Annotated in this window: 23 protein-coding genes; 14 read left to right on the top strand and 9 right to left on the bottom strand. The window is 63.7% G+C overall.

Annotated features, from left to right (window positions below):
• From BVH03_RS11815 to mdcA, 4 genes are read right to left on the bottom strand one after another with little or no spacing between them, the layout of a single operon-like run.
• The gene (locus BVH03_RS11815; RefSeq protein WP_075961342.1) at nucleotides 1–852 is read right to left on the bottom strand and encodes a biotin-independent malonate decarboxylase subunit beta; all 852 of its coding nucleotides are present in this window, start codon (nucleotides 850–852) and stop codon (nucleotides 1–3) included.
• Nucleotides 845–1,144: a malonate decarboxylase subunit delta gene (locus BVH03_RS11810; protein ID WP_075961341.1), complete on the bottom strand. Its 300-nt coding sequence runs from the start codon at nucleotides 1,142–1,144 to the stop codon at nucleotides 845–847. The genes BVH03_RS11815 and BVH03_RS11810 overlap by 8 nt, the downstream gene beginning before the upstream one ends.
• Before the next feature lies 1 nt (nucleotide 1,145).
• On the bottom strand, nucleotides 1,146–2,024 hold the full coding sequence (locus BVH03_RS11805; protein ID WP_075961340.1) for a triphosphoribosyl-dephospho-CoA synthase: 879 nt from the start codon (nucleotides 2,022–2,024) through the stop codon (nucleotides 1,146–1,148).
• On the bottom strand, nucleotides 2,024–3,691 hold the full coding sequence (mdcA, locus tag BVH03_RS11800; protein WP_075961339.1) for a malonate decarboxylase subunit alpha: 1,668 nt from the start codon (nucleotides 3,689–3,691) through the stop codon (nucleotides 2,024–2,026). Before mdcA ends, BVH03_RS11805 begins: the two co-directional genes overlap by 1 nt.
• 172 nt (nucleotides 3,692–3,863) lie before the next feature.
• On the opposite strand from mdcA, the gene BVH03_RS11795 reads away from it, so the two are divergent.
• Nucleotides 3,864–5,396, top strand: a complete 1,533-nt coding sequence (locus BVH03_RS11795) for a sigma-54-dependent transcriptional regulator (RefSeq protein WP_075961338.1) — start codon at nucleotides 3,864–3,866, stop codon at nucleotides 5,394–5,396.
• Between the two features lie 62 nt (nucleotides 5,397–5,458).
• Here BVH03_RS11795 and BVH03_RS11790 read toward each other — a convergent pair whose 3' ends face one another.
• Entirely contained in the window at nucleotides 5,459–5,833 is a 375-nt protein-coding gene (locus BVH03_RS11790; RefSeq protein ID WP_075961337.1) for a hypothetical protein, read from the bottom strand.
• Nucleotides 5,834–5,937: 104 nt separating this feature from the next.
• A complete protein-coding gene (locus BVH03_RS11785) occupies nucleotides 5,938–6,405 on the bottom strand; it encodes a flavodoxin (RefSeq protein WP_075961336.1) in 468 nt (155 codons plus the stop codon).
• A gap of 124 nt (nucleotides 6,406–6,529) precedes the next feature.
• On the opposite strand from BVH03_RS11785, the gene BVH03_RS11780 reads away from it, so the two are divergent.
• Both BVH03_RS11780 and BVH03_RS11775 read left to right on the top strand, forming a co-directional pair.
• A complete protein-coding gene (locus BVH03_RS11780) occupies nucleotides 6,530–6,982 on the top strand; it encodes a PAS domain-containing protein (RefSeq protein ID WP_075961335.1) in 453 nt (150 codons plus the stop codon).
• 62 nt (nucleotides 6,983–7,044) lie between these two features.
• A complete protein-coding gene (locus tag BVH03_RS11775) occupies nucleotides 7,045–7,647 on the top strand; it encodes a hypothetical protein (protein ID WP_075961334.1) in 603 nt (200 codons plus the stop codon).
• 6 nt (nucleotides 7,648–7,653) lie between these two features.
• Here BVH03_RS11775 and BVH03_RS11770 read toward each other — a convergent pair whose 3' ends face one another.
• The gene (locus tag BVH03_RS11770; RefSeq protein WP_075961333.1) at nucleotides 7,654–8,601 is read right to left on the bottom strand and encodes a MerR family transcriptional regulator; all 948 of its coding nucleotides are present in this window, start codon (nucleotides 8,599–8,601) and stop codon (nucleotides 7,654–7,656) included.
• A gap of 386 nt (nucleotides 8,602–8,987) precedes the next feature.
• Here BVH03_RS11770 and BVH03_RS11765 point away from each other — a divergent pair, with 386 nt between their 5' ends.
• From BVH03_RS11765 to BVH03_RS11740, 6 genes are all read left to right on the top strand, one after another.
• Nucleotides 8,988–9,560, top strand: a complete 573-nt coding sequence (locus BVH03_RS11765; protein WP_075961332.1) for an antibiotic biosynthesis monooxygenase — start codon at nucleotides 8,988–8,990, stop codon at nucleotides 9,558–9,560.
• 149 nt (nucleotides 9,561–9,709) lie between these two features.
• A complete protein-coding gene (gene folM / locus BVH03_RS11760; protein ID WP_075961331.1) occupies nucleotides 9,710–10,420 on the top strand; it encodes a dihydromonapterin reductase in 711 nt (236 codons plus the stop codon).
• A 21-nt stretch (nucleotides 10,421–10,441) separates the two neighbouring features.
• On the top strand, nucleotides 10,442–11,002 hold the full coding sequence (folE, locus tag BVH03_RS11755) for a GTP cyclohydrolase I FolE (RefSeq protein ID WP_075961330.1): 561 nt from the start codon (nucleotides 10,442–10,444) through the stop codon (nucleotides 11,000–11,002).
• Between the two features lie 2 nt (nucleotides 11,003–11,004).
• Entirely contained in the window at nucleotides 11,005–11,376 is a 372-nt protein-coding gene (gene folX, locus BVH03_RS11750; protein ID WP_070885581.1) for a dihydroneopterin triphosphate 2'-epimerase, read from the top strand.
• Nucleotides 11,377–11,451: 75 nt separating this feature from the next.
• Entirely contained in the window at nucleotides 11,452–11,754 is a 303-nt protein-coding gene (locus BVH03_RS11745; protein ID WP_075961329.1) for a DUF1244 domain-containing protein, read from the top strand.
• The gene (locus BVH03_RS11740; RefSeq protein WP_075961328.1) at nucleotides 11,751–12,092 is read left to right on the top strand and encodes a HopJ type III effector protein; all 342 of its coding nucleotides are present in this window, start codon (nucleotides 11,751–11,753) and stop codon (nucleotides 12,090–12,092) included. Before BVH03_RS11745 ends, BVH03_RS11740 begins: the two co-directional genes overlap by 4 nt.
• Before the next feature lie 193 nt (nucleotides 12,093–12,285).
• Here BVH03_RS11740 and BVH03_RS11735 read toward each other — a convergent pair whose 3' ends face one another.
• Nucleotides 12,286–13,503 (bottom strand): argininosuccinate synthase, encoded by a 1,218-nt coding sequence (locus tag BVH03_RS11735; RefSeq protein WP_075961327.1) that lies wholly within the window; start codon nucleotides 13,501–13,503, stop codon nucleotides 12,286–12,288.
• Between the two features lie 99 nt (nucleotides 13,504–13,602).
• Nucleotides 13,603–14,481, bottom strand: coding sequence for an OmpA family protein (locus BVH03_RS11730; RefSeq protein WP_177344907.1), 879 nt, complete (start codon nucleotides 14,479–14,481; stop codon nucleotides 13,603–13,605).
• 213 nt (nucleotides 14,482–14,694) lie between these two features.
• Here BVH03_RS11730 and pyrC point away from each other — a divergent pair, with 213 nt between their 5' ends.
• The 5 genes from pyrC to bfr all read left to right on the top strand — a co-directional run bounded on the left by pyrC (nucleotide 14,695) and on the right by bfr (nucleotide 18,463).
• Nucleotides 14,695–15,741, top strand: coding sequence for a dihydroorotase (gene pyrC, locus BVH03_RS11725; protein ID WP_075961325.1), 1,047 nt, complete (start codon nucleotides 14,695–14,697; stop codon nucleotides 15,739–15,741).
• A complete protein-coding gene (gene rnt / locus BVH03_RS11720) occupies nucleotides 15,738–16,412 on the top strand; it encodes a ribonuclease T (protein WP_075961324.1) in 675 nt (224 codons plus the stop codon). Before pyrC ends, rnt begins: the two co-directional genes overlap by 4 nt.
• 5 nt (nucleotides 16,413–16,417) lie before the next feature.
• Nucleotides 16,418–17,350, top strand: a complete 933-nt coding sequence (gene argC, locus BVH03_RS11715) for an N-acetyl-gamma-glutamyl-phosphate reductase (protein WP_075961477.1) — start codon at nucleotides 16,418–16,420, stop codon at nucleotides 17,348–17,350.
• A gap of 220 nt (nucleotides 17,351–17,570) precedes the next feature.
• On the top strand, nucleotides 17,571–17,789 hold the full coding sequence (locus BVH03_RS11710; RefSeq protein ID WP_070883855.1) for a bacterioferritin-associated ferredoxin: 219 nt from the start codon (nucleotides 17,571–17,573) through the stop codon (nucleotides 17,787–17,789).
• A gap of 203 nt (nucleotides 17,790–17,992) precedes the next feature.
• Nucleotides 17,993–18,463, top strand: coding sequence for a bacterioferritin (bfr, locus tag BVH03_RS11705; RefSeq protein WP_075961323.1), 471 nt, complete (start codon nucleotides 17,993–17,995; stop codon nucleotides 18,461–18,463).
• The last annotated feature ends 146 nt before the right edge of the window (nucleotides 18,464–18,609 follow it).

The raw sequence follows: 18,609 nt of genomic DNA, 5'->3' as shown, positions 1-18,609 counted from the left end.
TCATGCTCCCCGGTAGGCACTGCGCACGGCAGCGGCATCGGCCTGGATGGAAGCGTCAACGGCGCGCAGGCGCTCGAGGAACCAGGCGTGGCGGCGGCTGCGCTCCCAAGCCGGCTTGCCCTTGGCGAACAGCCCGTGCAGCTCGCTGCGGATGGCCTCGACGTCATCGGCCACATAGCCATCGACCAGGCCGCTGGCGTGGCGCTGCTCGCCACCGGTCAGGCTCCAGATGAACGGGCGGTCGCGCGAATCGTATTCGTCCAACCCGGCTTCCTGCTCGATCACTTGCGGGCCATTGAGGCCCAGGCGCGCCTCACGGGTGACCAGCAAGTAGCTGCACAGCCCGGCGGCGATGGACATGCCGCCGAAGCAGCCAACCGGGCCAGCCACCAGGCCGATAACCGGCTGGTACTGGCGCAGGTCGACGATGGCAGCCTGGATCTCGGCAATGGCGGCCAGGCCCAGGTTGGCTTCCTGCAGGCGCACGCCGCCGGTTTCCAGCAGCAGCACGGCGCGGGTCGGCGTGCCGTTACGGTTGTCCTCGGCGGCCAGTTCCAAGCTACCCGCGATCTTCGCGCCGCCCACTTCCCCGAGGCTGCCGCCCTGGAAGGCGCCTTCGATGGCGATCACCACTGCGGGTTGGCCGTCGAGCGAACCCTTGCCGACCACCACGCCGTCATCGGCTTGCGGGACGATGCCCTGCTTTGGCAGCCAGGGCGACATCAGCCGGGCGAAGGGATCGACCAGCTCACGAAAACTGCCGGCATCGAGCAGCGCGCGCGCGCGCTCACGGGCACCAAGTTCGGTAAAGCTGCGCTGCGCCAGCAGGCGCTGGATGTTCTGATCAGCCATGGTCGAGTTCCTCCAGGCCCTGTTCCAGACGCAGGCGCACCACGCCGGGCGTGGCGCCGAAATCGTGGATGGCGATGTTCAGCGCCGGCAGTTGCTGCTCGCCGAACATACGCTCGAGCAGCAGTTGCCAGCGCGGCGCGCTGCCGTTGACCGAGGTCACCACCTGGATCGCCAGGATGCCGGCCTGGCCGGGCTCGAGCATCACCTCCAGGTCGCCGGAACCGACGCAGCCCACCAGCGCGCGGCCCTGAGCCGGTTGGCCGGCGGAAAATCGAAAAGACAGGGTTTCCATTTCACAGACTCCCAAGCTGCGCCGGCAGGCCATGCTGCAGGCGGTCGAGGAACAGGGTGGCGGCGAGCAGATCGGCAGCGCCGCCAGGCGAGGCGCGCAGATGCAGCATGTCGCGCTCCAGATCACGCAGGTAGCGGCGCCCGTCGAGGCTGGCGCAGCCGCCCGCGGCGAGCACCGCCCGGGCGCCGCTCTGCATGCGGGTCAACCCGGCCATGCCGGCGCGGTAGAGCACGCAGGTGTCGGCCAGTTGAGTCATGATCGCCAGCAGCGCATCGAGGCAGGCATTCTGCTCCCCTGCCCCGGCGGCGCGGCTGCGCGCCAGTTGCGGCAGCGCCTGCTGGATCACCGCCGGAAAGCCCAGTTGCGCCTCTTCACGCGCACCGTGCACGCCATACAGACGGCAGACCTGAGCACCATGACTGTCGCCCGTCACGGGCACGGCGCGGTCATTGAGCAGGGCCAGGCGGGCGGCGCGCAGCGCAACCTGGGCGGGTGCCAGGGCACTGGTATCGAGTGCAGCCGCGGCGCTGAGCAGGCCGAGCGCCCAGATCGCACCACGATGGGTGTTGACGCCGCCGGTTACGCGCAGCATCTCCTCTTCGCCTTCGCGGCCGATACGACCGACCGCCTCACGCAGGTATACGTCGATCTCGCCGCCTTGCTGCGCCGCCTCGGCCATGGCCTTGAAGCTCGGCCACAGGGCCAGCGCCGAGGCATGCATAAGCCCCAGGTGCAGGTCGGTATGGGCGCCGCTGCCACGCCGGTCGACCAGCCCCGGCTTGGGCGACAGGTCGGCCTCGTCGATCAGCGCGTCTACCGCTAAATCAGCCAGCCAGTCGCTCACTGAGAGCTTTGGCTGTAATGCATTGAGTGCATTCATCACCAGCTCCTGAACTTGGCGGGCGGGTTGTAGAGGCCACCCGACCATTCGACCAACTCGGCGATGCTCTTGGCCGCGAGCAGTTCGCGGCTGGCATCGGTGCGGCGAATGCCGAGGTCTTCGGGCAGCGCGATCAGCCCTTCGCGGCGCATGCGTGCGGTTTCTTTCGGGTCATGGCGCAGGCCGATGGCGGTGACGCCGGCGACCGCGGCGATCATCGCCTGGCGTTCTTCCAGGGAGCGCGCCTTGTACAGGTAGGCGATGCCTTCCTCGGTGAGCAGGTGGGTGACGTCGTCGCCGTAGATCATGATCGGCGCCAGGGGCATGCCGGCCTTCTTCGCCACGTCCACCGCATCCAGGCGCTCGACGAAGGTGGGCTTGCCGCCCTCCTGGAAGGTCTCGACCATCTGCACCACCAGTTTCTTGCCGCGCTCGAGCAGGGTTACCGGGCCTTCGCCGCCTGGCGTGGCCATGTCCAGCCAGGCTGGCGTGCTGTGGCGGCGGCCGCGGGGGTCATGCCCCATGTTTGGCGCGCCGCCGAAACCGGCCAGGCGGCCGCGGGTGACGGTCGAGGAATGGCCATCGCCGTCCACTTGCAACGTGGCACCGATGAACAGGTCGACCGCGTACTGCCCAGCCAGCTGGCACATCAGGCGATTGGAGCGCATCGAGCCGTCACGACCGGTGAAGAACACGTCCGGGCGCTGGGCGATGTAGTGCTCCATGCCCAGCTCGGTGCCGAAGCAGTGCACGCTTTCCACCCAGCCGCTCTCGATGGCCGGGATCAGCGTCGGGTGCGGGTTGAGCGTCCAGTTGCGGCAGATCTTGCCCTTCAGGCCAAGGAACTCGCCGTAGGTCGGCAGGATCAGCTCGATGGCGGCGGTATTGAAGCCGATGCCATGGTTGAGCGACTGCACGTTGTGTTTTTCGTAGATGCCGCGGATCGCCATCATTGCCATCAGCACGTGCACCGGCTTGATATGGCGCGGGTCGCGGGTGAACAGCGGTTCGATGTAGAACGGTTTGTCGGCCACCACCACGAAGTCGACCCAGGACGCCGGAATGTCGACCCGCGGCAGCTCGTCGACGATCTCGTTGACCTGGAAGATCACGATGCCGTCGCTGAACGCCGTGGGTTCTACCAGCGCCGGGGTGTCCTCGGTGCTCGGGCCGGTATAGATGTTGCCGTGGCGGTCGGCCTGGAAGCCGGCGACCAGGGCGACGTTGGGGATCAGATCCACCAACAGTCGCGAGTAGAGTTCGATGTAGGTGTGGATGGCGCTGACTTCCAGCAGGCCGTCTTCGAGCAGTTGGCCGATGCGCAGGCTCTGTGGGCCAGCGAAAGAAAAGTCGAGCTTGCGGGCGATACCGCGCTCGAATAGGTCGAGGTGCTCGGCGCGGCTGACGCTGGGCATGATCATGTGCAGATCGTGGAGGCGACCGGGATCGACCTGGGCCAGCGAGCGGGAGAGGAAATCCGCCTGCTTCTGGTTGTTGCCTTCGAGCACCACGCGGTCGCCGGGCGCGATCAGAGCTTCGAGGGCCGCAACGATCCTGTCGCCCGGCAGCACCACGCCCTCGACGAGATGCCGCACCTGGTCGAGCCGCCGCGCTTTCTCGGCTCGGCGCCGCGACCATTGTGGCGGTGGGGAAATAGCTGTTGTCATTGAAGACTCCACGAGTTCCGCTGTCGTGGGGGCACCTTAGAAGTCGCGGCGCAGGCCATCAATCAAGCCCGGCGGAAGATCGTTACGGTTAGGTTAACGATCCATGGCGGTTAACAGTCGCCGTGCAGACCGGGCATACTGCGCCACCGTTCTCCCCTCGCCTCGGCTCGTCATGCGCATTCACGTCACCTTCATCGATCGCGTTGGAATCACCCAGGAGGTGCTCGCCCTGCTGGGCGGTCGCAACCTCAATCTCGACGCCGTAGAGATGGTGCCGCCCAACGTCTACATCGACGCGCCGACGCTCAGCGCCGAAGTGCTCGACGAACTGCGCGATGCACTGTTCAAGGTGCGCGGCGTGCAGGCGGTGACGGTGGTCGACATACTGCCGGGGCAACGCCGGCGCCTGCAGCTCGACGCCTTGCTGGCCGACATGAGCGATCCGGTGCTGGCGGTCGATGGCGGCGGCCGCGTGCTGCTGGCCAACCCGGCGCTGATCGCCCTGTGTGGCCGTGAGCCGGAGGGCGAAGCGCTCGGCGAGCTGTTCGCCGACGCCGATCTGCACCAGGCGCTGCTCGACCAGCATTTTCGCCTGCCACTGCGTGAGGTGACACTCAACGGCCAGGCGCTGTTGCTCGATGCCACCCCCATCAGCGAAACCGCCGAAGCCGGCCAATTGGCGGGCGCCCTGCTCACCCTTTACGAGCCCAGTCGCATCGGCGCGCGCCTCGCCGCGCTGCACCACGATCATGCCGAGGGGTTCGATTCGCTGCTGGGCGACTCGCTGCCCATCCGCACCCTCAAGGCTCGCGCCCAGCGGGTAGCGACGCTCGATGCACCGTTGCTGATCCATGGCGAAACCGGCACCGGCAAGGAGCTGGTGGCACGCGCCTGCCACGCCCTGAGCCCGCGCCATGGCGCGCCGTTTCTGGCACTCAACTGCGCGGCGCTGCCGGAAAGCCTCGCCGAAAGCGAGCTGTTCGGCTACGCGCCCGGTGCCTTTACCGGCGCCCAGCGCGGCGGCAAGCCCGGGCTGCTGGAGCTGGCCAATCAGGGCACGGTGTTTCTCGACGAGATCGGCGAGATGTCACCGTACCTGCAGGCCAAGCTGCTGCGTTTTCTCAGTGACGGCACCTTTCGCCGGGTCGGTGGCGACCGCGAAGAGCGCGTCAACGTGCGCATCATCAGCGCCACGCACCGCGATCTGGAGCGCATGGTCGCCGAGGGCGAGTTTCGCGAGGATCTGTTCTACCGCCTGAACGTGTTGAACCTGCAGGTGCCGCCGTTGCGCGAACGCGGCCAGGACATCGTGCTGCTGGCTCGGCATTTCATGCAGCAGGCATGCGCGCAGATTCAACGCACCCAGTGCCGCCTGACGCCGGAAACCTATCCGGCCCTGCTTGGCAATCGCTGGCCGGGCAACGTGCGTCAGCTGCAGAACGTGATCTTTCGGGCGGCGGCGATCTGCGAAAGCAATCTGGTGCAGGTCGATGACCTGGACATCGCCGGTACGGCGGTGGCCCAGCAACAGCCGGGAGGGGAAGTGGTCAGCCTGGAGACGGCTGTATCGGCGTTCGAGAAGGAGTTGCTGGAACGGCTCTACGTCAGCCATCCCTCGACGCGCCAACTGGCGGCCCGCCTGCATACGTCACACAGCGCGATCGCCACACGCCTGCGCAAATACGGAATCAAAGCTACTCGCTGAGGCCTTTCCATGGGCGGGTGTTTCAAACCCCTCGGGGTAGAAACACCCACACCGATCAGCGCTTACTGGCTGGCGCCGCCGCCAGTGCCACCGGCACTGCCGCTACCGCCGGTGCCGCCACCCATGCCGCCGCCGGTGCCAGTACCGGTTCCCGAACCGCCGTTGGTGCCAGTGCCACCTGGCATCGGATCGGCGCCAGCGCCGGTGCCATTGCCCGTACCGGTACCCGTGCCCGGCGTGGTGGTGGTGCCGTCGGTGCCAGGTGCCGGGGTGCCCGGGGTCATCATGCCGTTATCGGTCGGCGGGGCACCCGGTGTGGTCGACTGCTGCGGCGTAGTGGTGCCCGGTGCCGGAGCACTGGAATCCGCAACGGCAGGCAGAACTGCACCGGCCAGCAGGCCGCTGAGTACGAGGGCAGGAATCTTCATCTTGTTCATTGTCGTCACCTTTCATCCAATTGGTGTGCAAGCTCATCCGTTTTCTTCAATGAAAACGAACGCTCCCTATACCCGACTGGCCAGGGTTCAACAACGTTCGAGCATCAAGATGGACGGTCGCTTTTTTGCAACATCTCGACAAATTCTCCGATCCAGGGCTCCGCATCCTGCTCGGGCGTGACACTTTCGCTGGCATCGATACGCAGCATCGGCAGCACTTCACGAACGCCCAGTTCGCCGTACAGTTCACGGGCCTGTTCACCACCCGCGCAGTAGGTATCGCCGTAGCTGGAATCGCCCAGGGCGATGACGCCACCTGGCAGGCCGCTCCAGGCCGGCAGTTGGTCGCGAATATGGTGGTACAGCGGTTGCAGGTTATCCGGCAGCTCGCCCATGCCGGTGGTCGAGGTCACTATCAGGAAGGCCTCGGGCGCGAACGCCTTGACGTCAGCCAAAGTGGCACGCGGGTTGTGCCAGGCTTCGATACCGGCGGCCTTGAGCAGCGACTCGGCATGCCGGGCCACTTCTTCAGCGGTGCCGTAAACCGAACCGGAAAGAATCGCGACTTTCATGAGAACTCCATCGATTGAGACTGAGCGCATTATGCGGCATCAGGCTCACGCCTGCCGCACCCAGCGAAGCGAGCAAGCCGCGCACCTCTGGTAGACTGGCGAAAATCGACAGGGGGCGCATGTGATGATCAATGCTAACTTGCTGCAACGGGTAGTCGAGGCCTCTAACGATGGCATCGTGGTCGCGGAACAAGAAGGCGAGGATCACATCCTCATCTATGCCAACCCGGCGTTCGAAACCCTGACCGGATACAGCAGCGAGGAAATCCTTTACCAGGACTGTCGGTTCCTGCAGGGCGAGGAGCGTGATCAGCCGGCCGCGGCGCTGATCCGCAAGGCCATTCACAGCCGCCAGCCTTGCCGCGAGGTGCTTCGTAATTACCGCAAGGACGGCAGTACCTTCTGGAACGAGCTGTCGATCACGCCGGTCTTCAACGAAGCCGACCAGCTCACCTATTTCATCGGCATCCAGAAGAATGTCAGCGAACATGTTGCCGCCCAGGAGCGGGTACAGGCCCTGGAAAGCGAGCTCAAAGCTCTGCGCGCCGAACTGGCCGAACTGAAAAAATCGCGGTAGCGGTAACGAAACATCCGACGAGTTGTCACAAGGGAGTCTCACCACCTTGCGCAGAAGTCGTAATGCAAGACTCGTCGCTGTTAACCCCCCTCGAAATGGAATTCATTCAGCAGCTTACGGAAAACGCTCCCGCCCCTGCCGAACCGGACCCGGTTCTGCAGGTCGATGCCGCGCGCCAGACCGCCGAGTTGCTGGCTCTTTGCGCCGCCAAGGAGCAACTGACCATCGAGGCACACATCGACAATCAGCGCCTGACATTCACCCCCCATCTGGTCACCGACGCCCAGAACGCCCCGCACCTTGAACTCGGCACCCCGCAGATCTTCGAGGAAGGCTCCTTTCACCGCGCTTGGCGCTTGCCGCTGGAGCCGGCACAGCCTTTGCTGCGCCGCGACGGTCAGCCAAGCAGCCTGGTGGTTCAGGAACTTTCGCTGACGGGTCTGCTGGTGGCGCAGACGGCCAAGGCCTCACCGCCGCAGCGGTTCAGCCTTGGTCTGGATATCGACGATGTCGAGCCGGTGATTCTCCAAGGCAGCCTGGTGCGCATCACCGATGACGGCCTGCTCGCCTACGAGCTGACCTTGGACGAGGACAGCAGCGAGCGCCTGCAGGCCCATCTCTACCAGGAGCACCGCAAGCTGTACCCCCACGCCCACAGCTTATAGGGCCGATCAGGTATCCAGGCGCCCTGCCAGAAATTGCCGCAAGCGGCGGCGCATCAGCCGCCCATCGCTGCCCAGACAGGCAATCGCCGAGCCTTTGAAGCTCTCTTCCAATAGGTCGGCGCCCTCGCCCACCAGCGCCACCGGGCACTCCAGGCTCAACGACAGGCGCTCGAGCGATTGCCGGGTATCGGCGGCCGGCGCCTGATTGGAAAACACCACCACGGCCACCGGCTGCATCTTGCCGCATACCTGGGGCAATTCCTCCAGCGCCTGGCCGATGCCCAGCACGTGTACCGCGGCATCGGCGGGGTTGAGCTGCAGCCCGGTCACCAGTAGCTCGAGCTCTCGACAACGGCCAGGCAGCGCCACCAGCAAGAGGCGCCGCCCCGGCTGATCGCGTAGGTTGTGCAACCGCTGCAGCACCCGGGCACGCAGATAGGTATCGAAGAACAGCCATTCGCTGCCATAGCCGGGCCGCCCATAGCGCAGCAGCAGGCGCTGCCAAAGCGGCATGATGATGTCCTGAAAGGTCACCGACAGCGGATAGCTGGAAAACACCTGGCCATACACACGATCCAGCTCGGCCTCATCGAATGCCTGCAAGGCGGCGAGCAGACGGGTCTGCCATTGCGCCCATTCGCCCGAGGTGGCCGATTCGTAGCTGGGCGCGGCTTGGGCGGTTTCACTGCGGGTCAGGATGCGCCCTACCTTGCTGACCGGCACACCGCGCTCGATCCACGCCAGCACGCTGCGCACGGTTTCCACATCGGCAGGCGAATAGAGCCGATGCCCACTGTCTGTGCGAACCGGCTGGATGAGGCCGTAACGCCGTTCCCAGGCGCGCAGCGTCACCGGGTTCACGCCTGTCAACCGCGCCACCTCGCGGATCGGGAACAGGTCCTCTTCCTTGAAAGCATTGACGTTGAAAGGTGCAGAACCAACCAGATCGGACATAGAAAAAACCGTTGCAGAGGTCAGGATTTCACAAGTCTACTCCAGCTCGGGCCGCCATTGACGTTACTTGTACAAGCCCTGTACAGGCGTTAATGACCCGGCTCGCGTGCTCCACAACGAATCCAGACTGTTCAAGCCGGCGCAAGGTTGCGGTGAATATCCGCAAGCCAAACGGCGCAGGCGGCTTCCGCCGACGAACGGCATGACACCAGCGGTCCTTGTATATGGCGGCACCTGGCCACTTTTGCCGAATCGGCATCGAATCGGGCTAGCTAATTTGCTGGAAATAGGAATAATCCTTGCTGCAATCATGACGCGGCTCACCACCCCGAACCGCGCCTATCGCCTGGCCCTACCCTGGCCATGTGCTCAGCAGGAGATACACGATGTCTACCGAACCGGTTACCCTGATGGTGGCGCGCCGCGTCGCTGGCGAGCGCTATCACGATTTCATCGCCTGGCTGCGCGAAGGCGAACAACTGGCTACCGACTTCCCCGGCTACCTGGGTTCCGGCGTACTCGCTCCGCCACCGGGCGACGACGAATTTCAGATGATCTTCCGCTTCACCGACGAGCACACCATGGCCACCTGGGAGCATTCCGCTTCTCGCCGTGCCTGGTTGGAGCGTGGCAAGGGTTTGTTCGCACAACCCCACGAGCACCGTGCCCTTGGCCTGGATGCCTGGTTCGGCGCAGGCCTGCGCCAACCGCCGCGCTGGAAACAGACCATCGCCATCTGGCTGGCCTTCTTCCCGGTGTCGCTGTGTTTCAACCTGCTGTTCGGCAACTTGCTGGCCGATGTGCCGCTGATCACTCGCGTGCTGCTCAGCACCCTGGCCCTGACGCCGTTGATGACCTACCTGTTCATCCCGCTGGTGACCCGCCTGCTCGCCCCCTGGCTGCAAGACACCCGCAGCGCACCACTTCCACGCCGGGCGAGCACGACCACCAGCAGTTGAAACGGAGGCGCCACCACCTGCGGTAATGGCGCCTGGCTTTCCCAAAGAGCACGAAGGGTTGTACAGGTTGTACGGCTGCTATAACGTTGTACAACCGGGCTAGCCGACCCTTGTCGCAGCGCCCTTCGTCCACTCTTGGCCACCCTCCCATGAGCGTCAGCAACGCCCCGATCCTGATCACCGGCGCCAGCCAGCGAGTCGGCCTGCATTGTGCCGAGCGCCTGCTCGACGACGGCCATCCGGTGATCGTGACTTTTCGCAGCGAAAAGCCTGCCCTGCAGCGCTTGCGCGAGCGCGGCGCGCTGACCCTGCAGGCCGACTTCGGCGACGAAGCCAGCATCCTGGCCTTCATCGAAAATCTGAAAAGCCGGACGGACAGCCTGCGGGCGATCGTCCATAACGCCTCGGCCTGGTTCGCCGAAGCGCCAGGCGAGGAAGCCGCTGCCTTCGCTCAGCTATTCACCGTACACATGCTGGCGCCCTACCTGATCAACCTGCACTGCGCCGAACTGCTGCAGCGCAGCGAGCAGGCGGATATCGTCCATATCAGCGATGACGTGGTGCGCAAGGGCTCCGCCAATCGGCCGGCGTACTGCGCCAGCAAGGCTGGTCTGGACAGCCTGACCCTGTCGTTCGCCGCGCGCTTCGCGCCAGCCATCAAGGTCAACGGCATCGCCCCGGCACTGCTGATGTTCAACGAAGACGACGACGCTCAATACCGCGCCAAGGCCCTGAGCAAATCCGCCCTGGGCTTCGAGCCCGGCCCCCAGGTGATTTACCAGAGCCTGCGCTACCTGCTGGATACCCCTTACATCACCGGCACCACCCTGACCGTGAACGGCGGCCGCCACCTCAAGTGAGGCGCCTCGAGGACCCTGACGATGAATCCACTACTGCCCAACCACTACCGCGAAATCCTCCTCGGCCTCGGCGAAGACCCCGAGCGTGAAGGCCTGCTCGACACCCCCAAGCGTGCAGCCAAGGCCATGCAGTACCTGTGCAACGGCTACGAGAAAAGCCTGGAAGAAGTCGTCAACGGCGCGCTGTTCAGCTCCGACAGCGACGAGATGGTGATCGTCAAGGACGTCGAACTCTACTCGCTGTGCGAGCACCACCTGCTGCCCTTCATCGGCAAGGCGCACGTGGCCTACATTCCCACCGGCAAGGTGCTCGGCCTGTCGAAGATCGCGCGCATCGTCGACATGTACGCGCGCCGCCTGCAGATCCAGGAAAACCTCACCCGGCAGATCGCCAACGCCATCGAGCAAGTCACCCAGGCCGCCGGCGTGGCCGTGGTGATCGAGGCGCAGCACATGTGCATGATGATGCGCGGTGTGGAAAAGCAGAATTCGGTGATGAGCACCTCGGTGATGCTCGGCGCCTTTCGTGAGTCCTACAATACCCGTCACGAATTCCTGCAACTGATCGGACGGAGCAAGTAAGCATGCCCAGACTCGAACCCGGCATGGCGCGCATCCGCGTCAAGGACCTGCGCCTGCGCACCTTCATCGGCATCAAGGAAGAGGAGATCAACAACAAGCAGGACGTGTTGATCAACCTGACCATTCTTTACCCGGCCGTCGATGCGGTGCGTGACAACGACATCGAGCACGCCCTCAACTACCGCACCATCACCAAGGCCATCATCGCCCATGTGGAAGGCAACCGCTTCGCCCTGCTGGAGCGGTTGACCCAGGAGATTCTCGACTTGGTGATGACCCACGAAGCGGTGCGCTACGCTGAAGTGGAGGTCGACAAGCCCCACGCCTTGCGCTTCGCCGAGTCGGTATCGATAACCCTCGCCGGGCACCGCTGAGCTATCGGCCGCCCGGTTGCCGAGCGGCCTGCCGACTTTTATCATCGCCGCCATCCTCCCGGAGAGAGCATCGCCATGAACGACCAACAACGCCTCGAACTGGAAGCTGCCGCCTATCGCCGCCTGGTTCAGCACCTGCGCGAACGCCCGGACGTGCAGAACATCGACCTGATGAACCTGGCTGGCTTCTGCCGCAACTGCCTGTCCAAGTGGTACAAGGCCGCAGCCGACGACCTGCAGATCGCCATCACCCCCGATCAGGCCCGCGAAGAGGTCTACGGCATGCCCTACGCCGAGTGGAAGGCCAAGTACCAGACCGAAGCCAGCCCGGAGCAGCAAGCTGCCTTCAATGCCAAGAACCCGAAAGGAACCGCATGAGCCATCTGAACGATTTCCGCGCACGCCTGAGCGCCGAGCATTTCGCCTTCGCCGAAACCCTGGCCTTTATCGCCGAACACTACGACTACCAGCCCAGCGCCTTTCGCAACGGTGAAGTGAGCAACGCAGCCGGCCAGAACGAAGGCTCGTGCAAGACCCTGGGCCTGGCCCTGCTCGAAGGCCTGAGCGATCAGGAAGCCCTGCTGTGCTTCGGCGAACACTACCGCAGCGTGCTGGCCACGCCTGAAGGCAGCGACCACGGCAACATCCGCGCCCTGATGAAGAGCGGCCTGGCCGGCGTCGAGTTCGATCAGCAACCGCTGACCCGCAAAGCCTGACGTTCCCCTCGCCGGCCAGACGCACGTCTGGCCGGTGCATCCTCCGCCCCAGATTCATTACGCCCACAGCTCATCGCGCCTGCGGCTGCACGCCCAGAGCGGTGAAAGGGTCGATCATGGACAGCTGGAAACAGAAATCGCCCAGCGCCGCCCCGGCGAATGCGGGGCGGCGCGGTGGACGGGGACGCAGCGTTTACAGCAGCTTGCGATCCTTGCCAGCGGCGATGCGCAGGCGCAGGGCGTTGAGCTTGATGAAGCCCGCCGCATCGGCCTGATTGTACGCGCCGCCGTCTTCTTCGAAGGTGGCGATGTTGGCGTCGAACAGCGAATCGTCGGACTTGCGGCCGACGACGACGACGTTGCCCTTGTACAGCTTCAGGCGCACCACGCCATTCACGTTGGCCTGGGAAGCGTCGATCATCTGTTGCAGCATCAGACGCTCCGGGCTCCACCAGAAACCGTTGTAGATCAGGCTGGCGTACTTCGGCATCAGCTCGTCTTTGAGGTGAGCGACTTCGCGGTCCAGGGTGATCGACTCGATGGCACGGTGGGCCTTGAGCATGATGGTGCCGCCGGGGGTTTCGTAGCAGCCGCGGGACTTCATGCCGACGAAACGGTTCTCGACGATGTCCAGACGGCCGATGCCGTTCTCGCCGCCGATTCGGTTCAACTCGGCCAGCACGGTGGCCGGGCTCAGTTCCTTGCCGTCGATGGCAACGATGTCACCGTTGCGGTAGGTCAGCTCGATGTAGGTCGGGGTATCCGGCGCCGCTTCCGGCGACTTGGTCCAACGCCACATGTCTTCTTCGTGCTCGGTCCAGGTGTCTTCCAGCACGCCGCCTTCATAGGAGATGTGCAGCAGGTTGGCATCCATGGAGTACGGCGACTTCTTCTTGCCGTGGCGCTCGATCGGGATGGCATGCTTTTCGGCATAGTCCATCAGCTTCTCGCGCGACAGCAGATCCCACTCGCGCCACGGGGCGATGACTTTCACGCCTGGCTTGAGCGCGTAGGCACCCAGTTCGAAACGCACCTGGTCGTTGCCTTTGCCGGTGGCGCCGTGGGAGATGGCGTCGGCGCCGGTCTCGTTGGCGATCTCGATCAGGCGCTTGGCGATCAGTGGGCGCGCGATGGAGGTACCGAGCAGGTATTCGCCCTCGTAGACGGTGTTGGCGCGGAACATCGGGAACACGAAATCACGCACGAACTCTTCGCGCAGGTCGTCGATGTAGATTTCCTTGACGCCCATGGCCTGGGCCTTGGCGCGGGCCGGCTCGACCTCTTCACCCTGGCCGAGATCGGCGGTGAAGGTCACCACTTCACAGTTATAGGTATCTTGCAGCCACTTGAGGATCACCGAGGTGTCCAGGCCACCGGAATAGGCCAGAACTACCTTTTTGACGTCCGCCATGCCATCCACTCCACGGGGTTGTTCGAAAGCCCGTGATTCTACTTGCCATGGGCCGCGATTTACAGGGGTGCGACAGGCGATGGCGTCGAGGCGACAGACTCAGGAAGTAGCGGCAGGCGTTGCCGGCACCGGTGGCGCTGCCGGGGTGGCCTGCTCGGTGGGCTGTAGCGGCGCATCCGGCACCTTGTCCAGCCGTACGGACACGCGACGATTCTTGTCCCGATTGGCCACGCTGTTGTTGGGCACCAGCGGATAACGCTCACCGTGGAAACGCATGATGATGCGCTCCTCGGGTACGCCCTGGGCCTTGAAATAGTCCATCACCGCCAAGGCACGGCGGCGGGACAGATCGCGATTGGTCAGGCGATTGCCACTGTTGTCGGAATGCCCGTCCAGCTCGATACGATTGACCGTGGGGTCGGCCTTCATGAAGTCGAGGATGATTTCCAGCCGGGCCTTGGCCATGGCATCGAGCTCGGTGCCACCGCCCGGAAAGCCGATAGTGGACTGGCGTACCTGGTCGAAGTTGACCGGCAGTAGCTTGGCGGTGCAATTGAGGTAATCATCGTAGGCCTTGCGAAAACGCACGGGCAGCAGCCGCACTTCCAGGCTTTCACCGCCCATCGATGTACGATGGCGCACCAGCGGGCTACGCCCTTCCAGCAGACCGGTGAGCAGGCGCCCTGCCTGCTCCTGGCTGCTGTTGAACGGTACCTCGCCATTGCGGACGCTGACCGCACCCAGGTTGATGTCGCCGCGCCCAGGTTGCCAGGGCGCCGCAGCGGCCAGCAAGGTGGCCGAGCCGCTGCCCAGCAAGCGCTCCCGAGCCTGCAGGCGAAAGGTGGCCTGTTCACCGGCGCGGCGCACGAACTCCCCGGCACCGAAATCGGTGATCGGCTGGCTGAGGCGGCATTCGAACTTGTCACCGACCACCTGCCATTCGACCTTTTCCAGGCGGGTCTGGAAGCTGATCGCCATGGCAGGCAAGCTCGCGCCAGCACTGAGGATCAATCCAATGAGAAGGAAAAGAGGCTGGCGCACAGCGAACTCCGGGAAAAACAACCACGTACCCTCTGGGTATCGGTGGCCAACGGGAAAACTTGAGTGCGCAGCCTGCCTATCTGCGGCGTGCCCCCGTCGCCCTTTTCCGGTAGCATTCCAAGCATGTTTTCGCTCCGCCTGGAAGCCTCAATGACCGACCGCATCACCCTGCTGCGTCCTGACGACTGGCACATTCACCTGCGCGACGGCGCCGTACTGCCGCACACCGTTGCCGATGTGGCCCGCACCTTTGCTCGCGCGATCATCATGCCCAATCTGGTTCCGCCGGTGCGCAACGCCGTCGAGGCAGGTGAGTATCGCCAGCGCATTCTCGCCGCACGGCCAGCCGGCAGCCAGTTCGAACCGCTGATGGTGCTCTACCTCACCGACCGCACTACCGGCGACGATATCCGCGCCGCCAAGGCCAGCGGCTACGTGTATGCGGCGAAGATGTACCCGGCGGGCGCGACGACCAACTCCGACTCCGGCGTCACCAGCCTGGACAACATCAGCGGCGCCCTGGAAGCCCTGGCGGAAACCGGCCTGCCGCTGCTGGTGCACGGCGAGGTGACCCGCTCGGAAATCGACGTGTTCGACCGTGAGAAAGCCTTCATCGACGAGCATCTGTGCCGCGTCGTCGAGCGCTTTCCGACGCTCAAGGTGGTGTTCGAGCACATCACCACCGCCGATGCCGCGCAGTTCGTCAAGGAAGCGCCGGCCACCGTCGGGGCGACCATCACCGCCCAGCACCTGCTGTACAACCGTAACCACATGCTGGTGGGCGGCATTCGCCCGCACTTCTACTGCCTGCCGATTCTCAAGCGCAACACCCATCAGCAGGCGCTGCTGGACGCGGCCACCAGCGGCAGCCCGAAATTCTTCCTGGGCACCGACTCGGCGCCCCATGCCAAACACGCCAAGGAAAACGCCTGCGGTTGTGCCGGTTGCTACACGGCCTACGCCGCCATCGAGCTGTACGCCGAAGCGTTCGAGGAGCGCGGCGCGCTGGACAAGCTGGAGGGCTTCGCCAGCCATTTCGGCCCGGATTTCTACGGCCTGCCGCGCAACACCGACACCATCACCCTGGCGCGCGAAGCCTGGGCCGCCCCGGCCAGCCTGCCGTTCGGCGAACAGACCGTGATTCCCCTGCGCGCTGGCGAAACACTGCGCTGGCGCCTGCTGGAGGCCGGCCAATGAGTGAAGAACTGTACGAAGACGATCAGGACCTGCCGACCAGCAGCGGGCCGCGCCACCCAATGGCCGCACGCTTTCGTGGCTACCTGCCGGTGGTCGTGGACGTCGAGACTGGGGGCTTCAACAGCGCTACCGACGCCCTGCTGGAGATTGCCGCCACCACCATCGGCATGGACGAAGGCGGCTTCCTGTATCCGGATCACACCCACTTCTTCCGGGTCGAACCGTTCGAGGGCGCCAACATCGAACAGGCAGCCCTGGACTTCACCGGCATCAAGCTCGACCACCCGCTGCGCATGGCAGTGACCGAAGAACATGCGCTGACCGAGATCTTCCGTGGCCTGCGCAAGTCCCTGAAGGCCAATGGCTGTAAACGCGCCATTCTGGTCGGCCACAACAGCAGCTTCGACCTCGGCTTCCTGAATGCCGCGGTGGCGCGCTGTGACCTCAAGCGCAATCCTTTCCACCCTTTCTCCAGCTTCGACACCGCCAGCCTCGCCGGCCTCGCCTACGGGCAGACCGTGCTGGCCAAGGCCTGCCAGGCCGCCGGCATCGAGTTCGACGGTCGCGAAGCCCACTCCGCCCGCTATGACACCGAGAAGACTGCCGAGCTGTTCTGCGGCATCGTCAATCGCTGGAAGGAAATGGGCGGCTGGGAAGACTTCGACGAGTGAATGCCATGAAAAAATATCAGATTTTCATCGATGGGCAGGCTGGCACTACCGGCCTGCAGATTCGCCAGCGCCTGGCCAATCACCCGCAGATCGAGGTGGTCACCATCGATCACGACAAGCGTCGCGACGTCGATGCCAAACTCGCGCTGATGCGCTCGGTCGATGTCACCGTGCTGTGCCTGCCTGACGACGCCGCGAAAGAAACCGCGGCCCAGGCCCGCGAAGTCGGCTGTCGCGTGCTGGACGCCAGCTCCGCCCACCGCACCGCCAGCGACTGGGTGTTCGGTATGGCCGAACTGGCCAAGGGTCAGCGCGAAGCGATCGCCAACGCCCGCGCCGTCAGCAACCCGGGTTGCTACGCCACCGGCGCCATTGTGCTGCTGCGCCCGCTGATCGAGGCCGGCCTGCTCGGCGCCGATCGCGAGCTGTGCATCAACGCGGTGTCCGGCTACACCGGTGGCGGTACCAAGATGGTCGAGCGTTACGAGGGCGAAGGCGCGCCGGCCTACGCCGCCTACGGCCTGGGCTTTGATCACAAGCACATCCCGGAAATCCAGCACTGGAGCGGCCTGAACGCCCGCCCGATCTTCCAGCCAGCGGTCGGCAACTTTGATCAGGGCATGCTGGTGATGATTCCGCTGCAAGGCAGCAACGGCGCCGAGCTGCACAAGGCCCTGGCCGCCTACTACCAGGGCGAGCAGTTCGTGCAGGTGCAGCCTTACAACGAGATTGCCGCGGACACCGCACCCTTCATTACGCCGCATGGCCTGAACGGCAGCAACCGCGCCGAACTGCAGGTATTCGGTGCGGGCAGCGGGCAGCAGGCGCTGCTGGTGGCCAAGCTCGATAATCTGGGCAAAGGTGCCTCGGGCGCTGCCGTGCAGAACCTGAACATCATGCTCGGCCTCGAAGAAGGGCTGTGCACGCAGATCGCCTGATCACTGCCCTCCCCCAAATAAAAAACCGGCTCCAGGCCGGTTTTTTATTGGCTGTAGATTGATCCACGGTCCAGCAAAACCACCTGCGCAGCGCTGGGCACGACCGCTCATCCAAAGTTACCGGCCAGCATCAATCGAGAGCCGTTTTATCTTTGACACGTATTCTCATTAACATTAGTATCCTTCGCCATCAGTCTCAGCCAAGCGACGGGCCAAGCCTATGTACGTCTGCCTTTGCGAAGGTGTCACCGACGGTCAGATCCGCGAAGCAATCTACGAAGGTTGCTGCAGCTACCGTGAAGTCCGTGAAACCCTGGGCGTTGCCAGCCAGTGTGGCAAATGTGCATGCCTGGCCAAGCAAGTGGTGCGCGAAACGCTGGGTGAAGTGCAACAAAGTCAGGTAGCAATGGCTTACCCGGGAAATTTTGTTGCGGCTTAAATAGCACCTTTTTGAAGAACCGGATCTCGCATCCGGTTTTTTTATGCCTGAAATTCAATGAGTTAGCGCCAAAACGCACAACTTAAACACTCTCATTTATATTTATTTTCACTTATATTTCAATAACTTACGTTTGACAGCCGTATTTCGCAAGCCCAGAATTCGCCATCGGTTACTTAATTCCAGGCAGGACGGGCTTCATCATGAAAGGCGACAAGACAGTAATTCAGCACTTGAACAAGATCCTCGGCAACGAGCTGGTCGCGATCAACCAGTACTTCCTGCATGCCCGTATGTACGAAGACTGGGGCCTGACCAAACTCGGCAAGCACGAGTACCACGAGTCCATCGACGAGATGAAGCACGCCGACAAGCTCATCAAGCGCATCCTGTTCCTGGAAGGCCTGCCGAACCTGCAGGATCTGGGCAAGATCCTGATCGGTGAGAACACCCAGGAAATGCTCGAGTGCGACCTGCGGATCGAGCACAAGGCACACATCGACCTGAAAGAGGCAATCGCCTACTGCGAGAGCGTCGGCGACTACGCCAGCCGTGAACTGCTCGAAGACATCCTCGAATCCGAGGAAGAGCATATCGACTGGCTGGAAACCCAGTTGAGCCTGATCAAGGCAGTGGGTCTGCAGAATTACCTGCAGTCGCAGATGGAAGAATAATCGTCGACTGCAACGAAAGACGGGAGCCAAGCAGACTGTGTGAAAACCTAGCAGTCCGAGGGTGAGTTGAAGACAATGCCTCTATCGGTTGATAGGGGCATTGTCGTTTATGGGTTATATCCAGGGCGAAGGTCGCGGGCAAAGCA

The sequence above is a fragment of the Pseudomonas sp. PA15(2017) genome (assembly GCF_001945395.1).
In the GTDB taxonomy this organism is placed as follows: Bacteria; Pseudomonadota; Gammaproteobacteria; order Pseudomonadales; family Pseudomonadaceae; genus Aquipseudomonas.
Note: the sequence above shows the minus strand (reverse complement) of the source record. Positions and strands in the feature narration are given on the sequence as shown.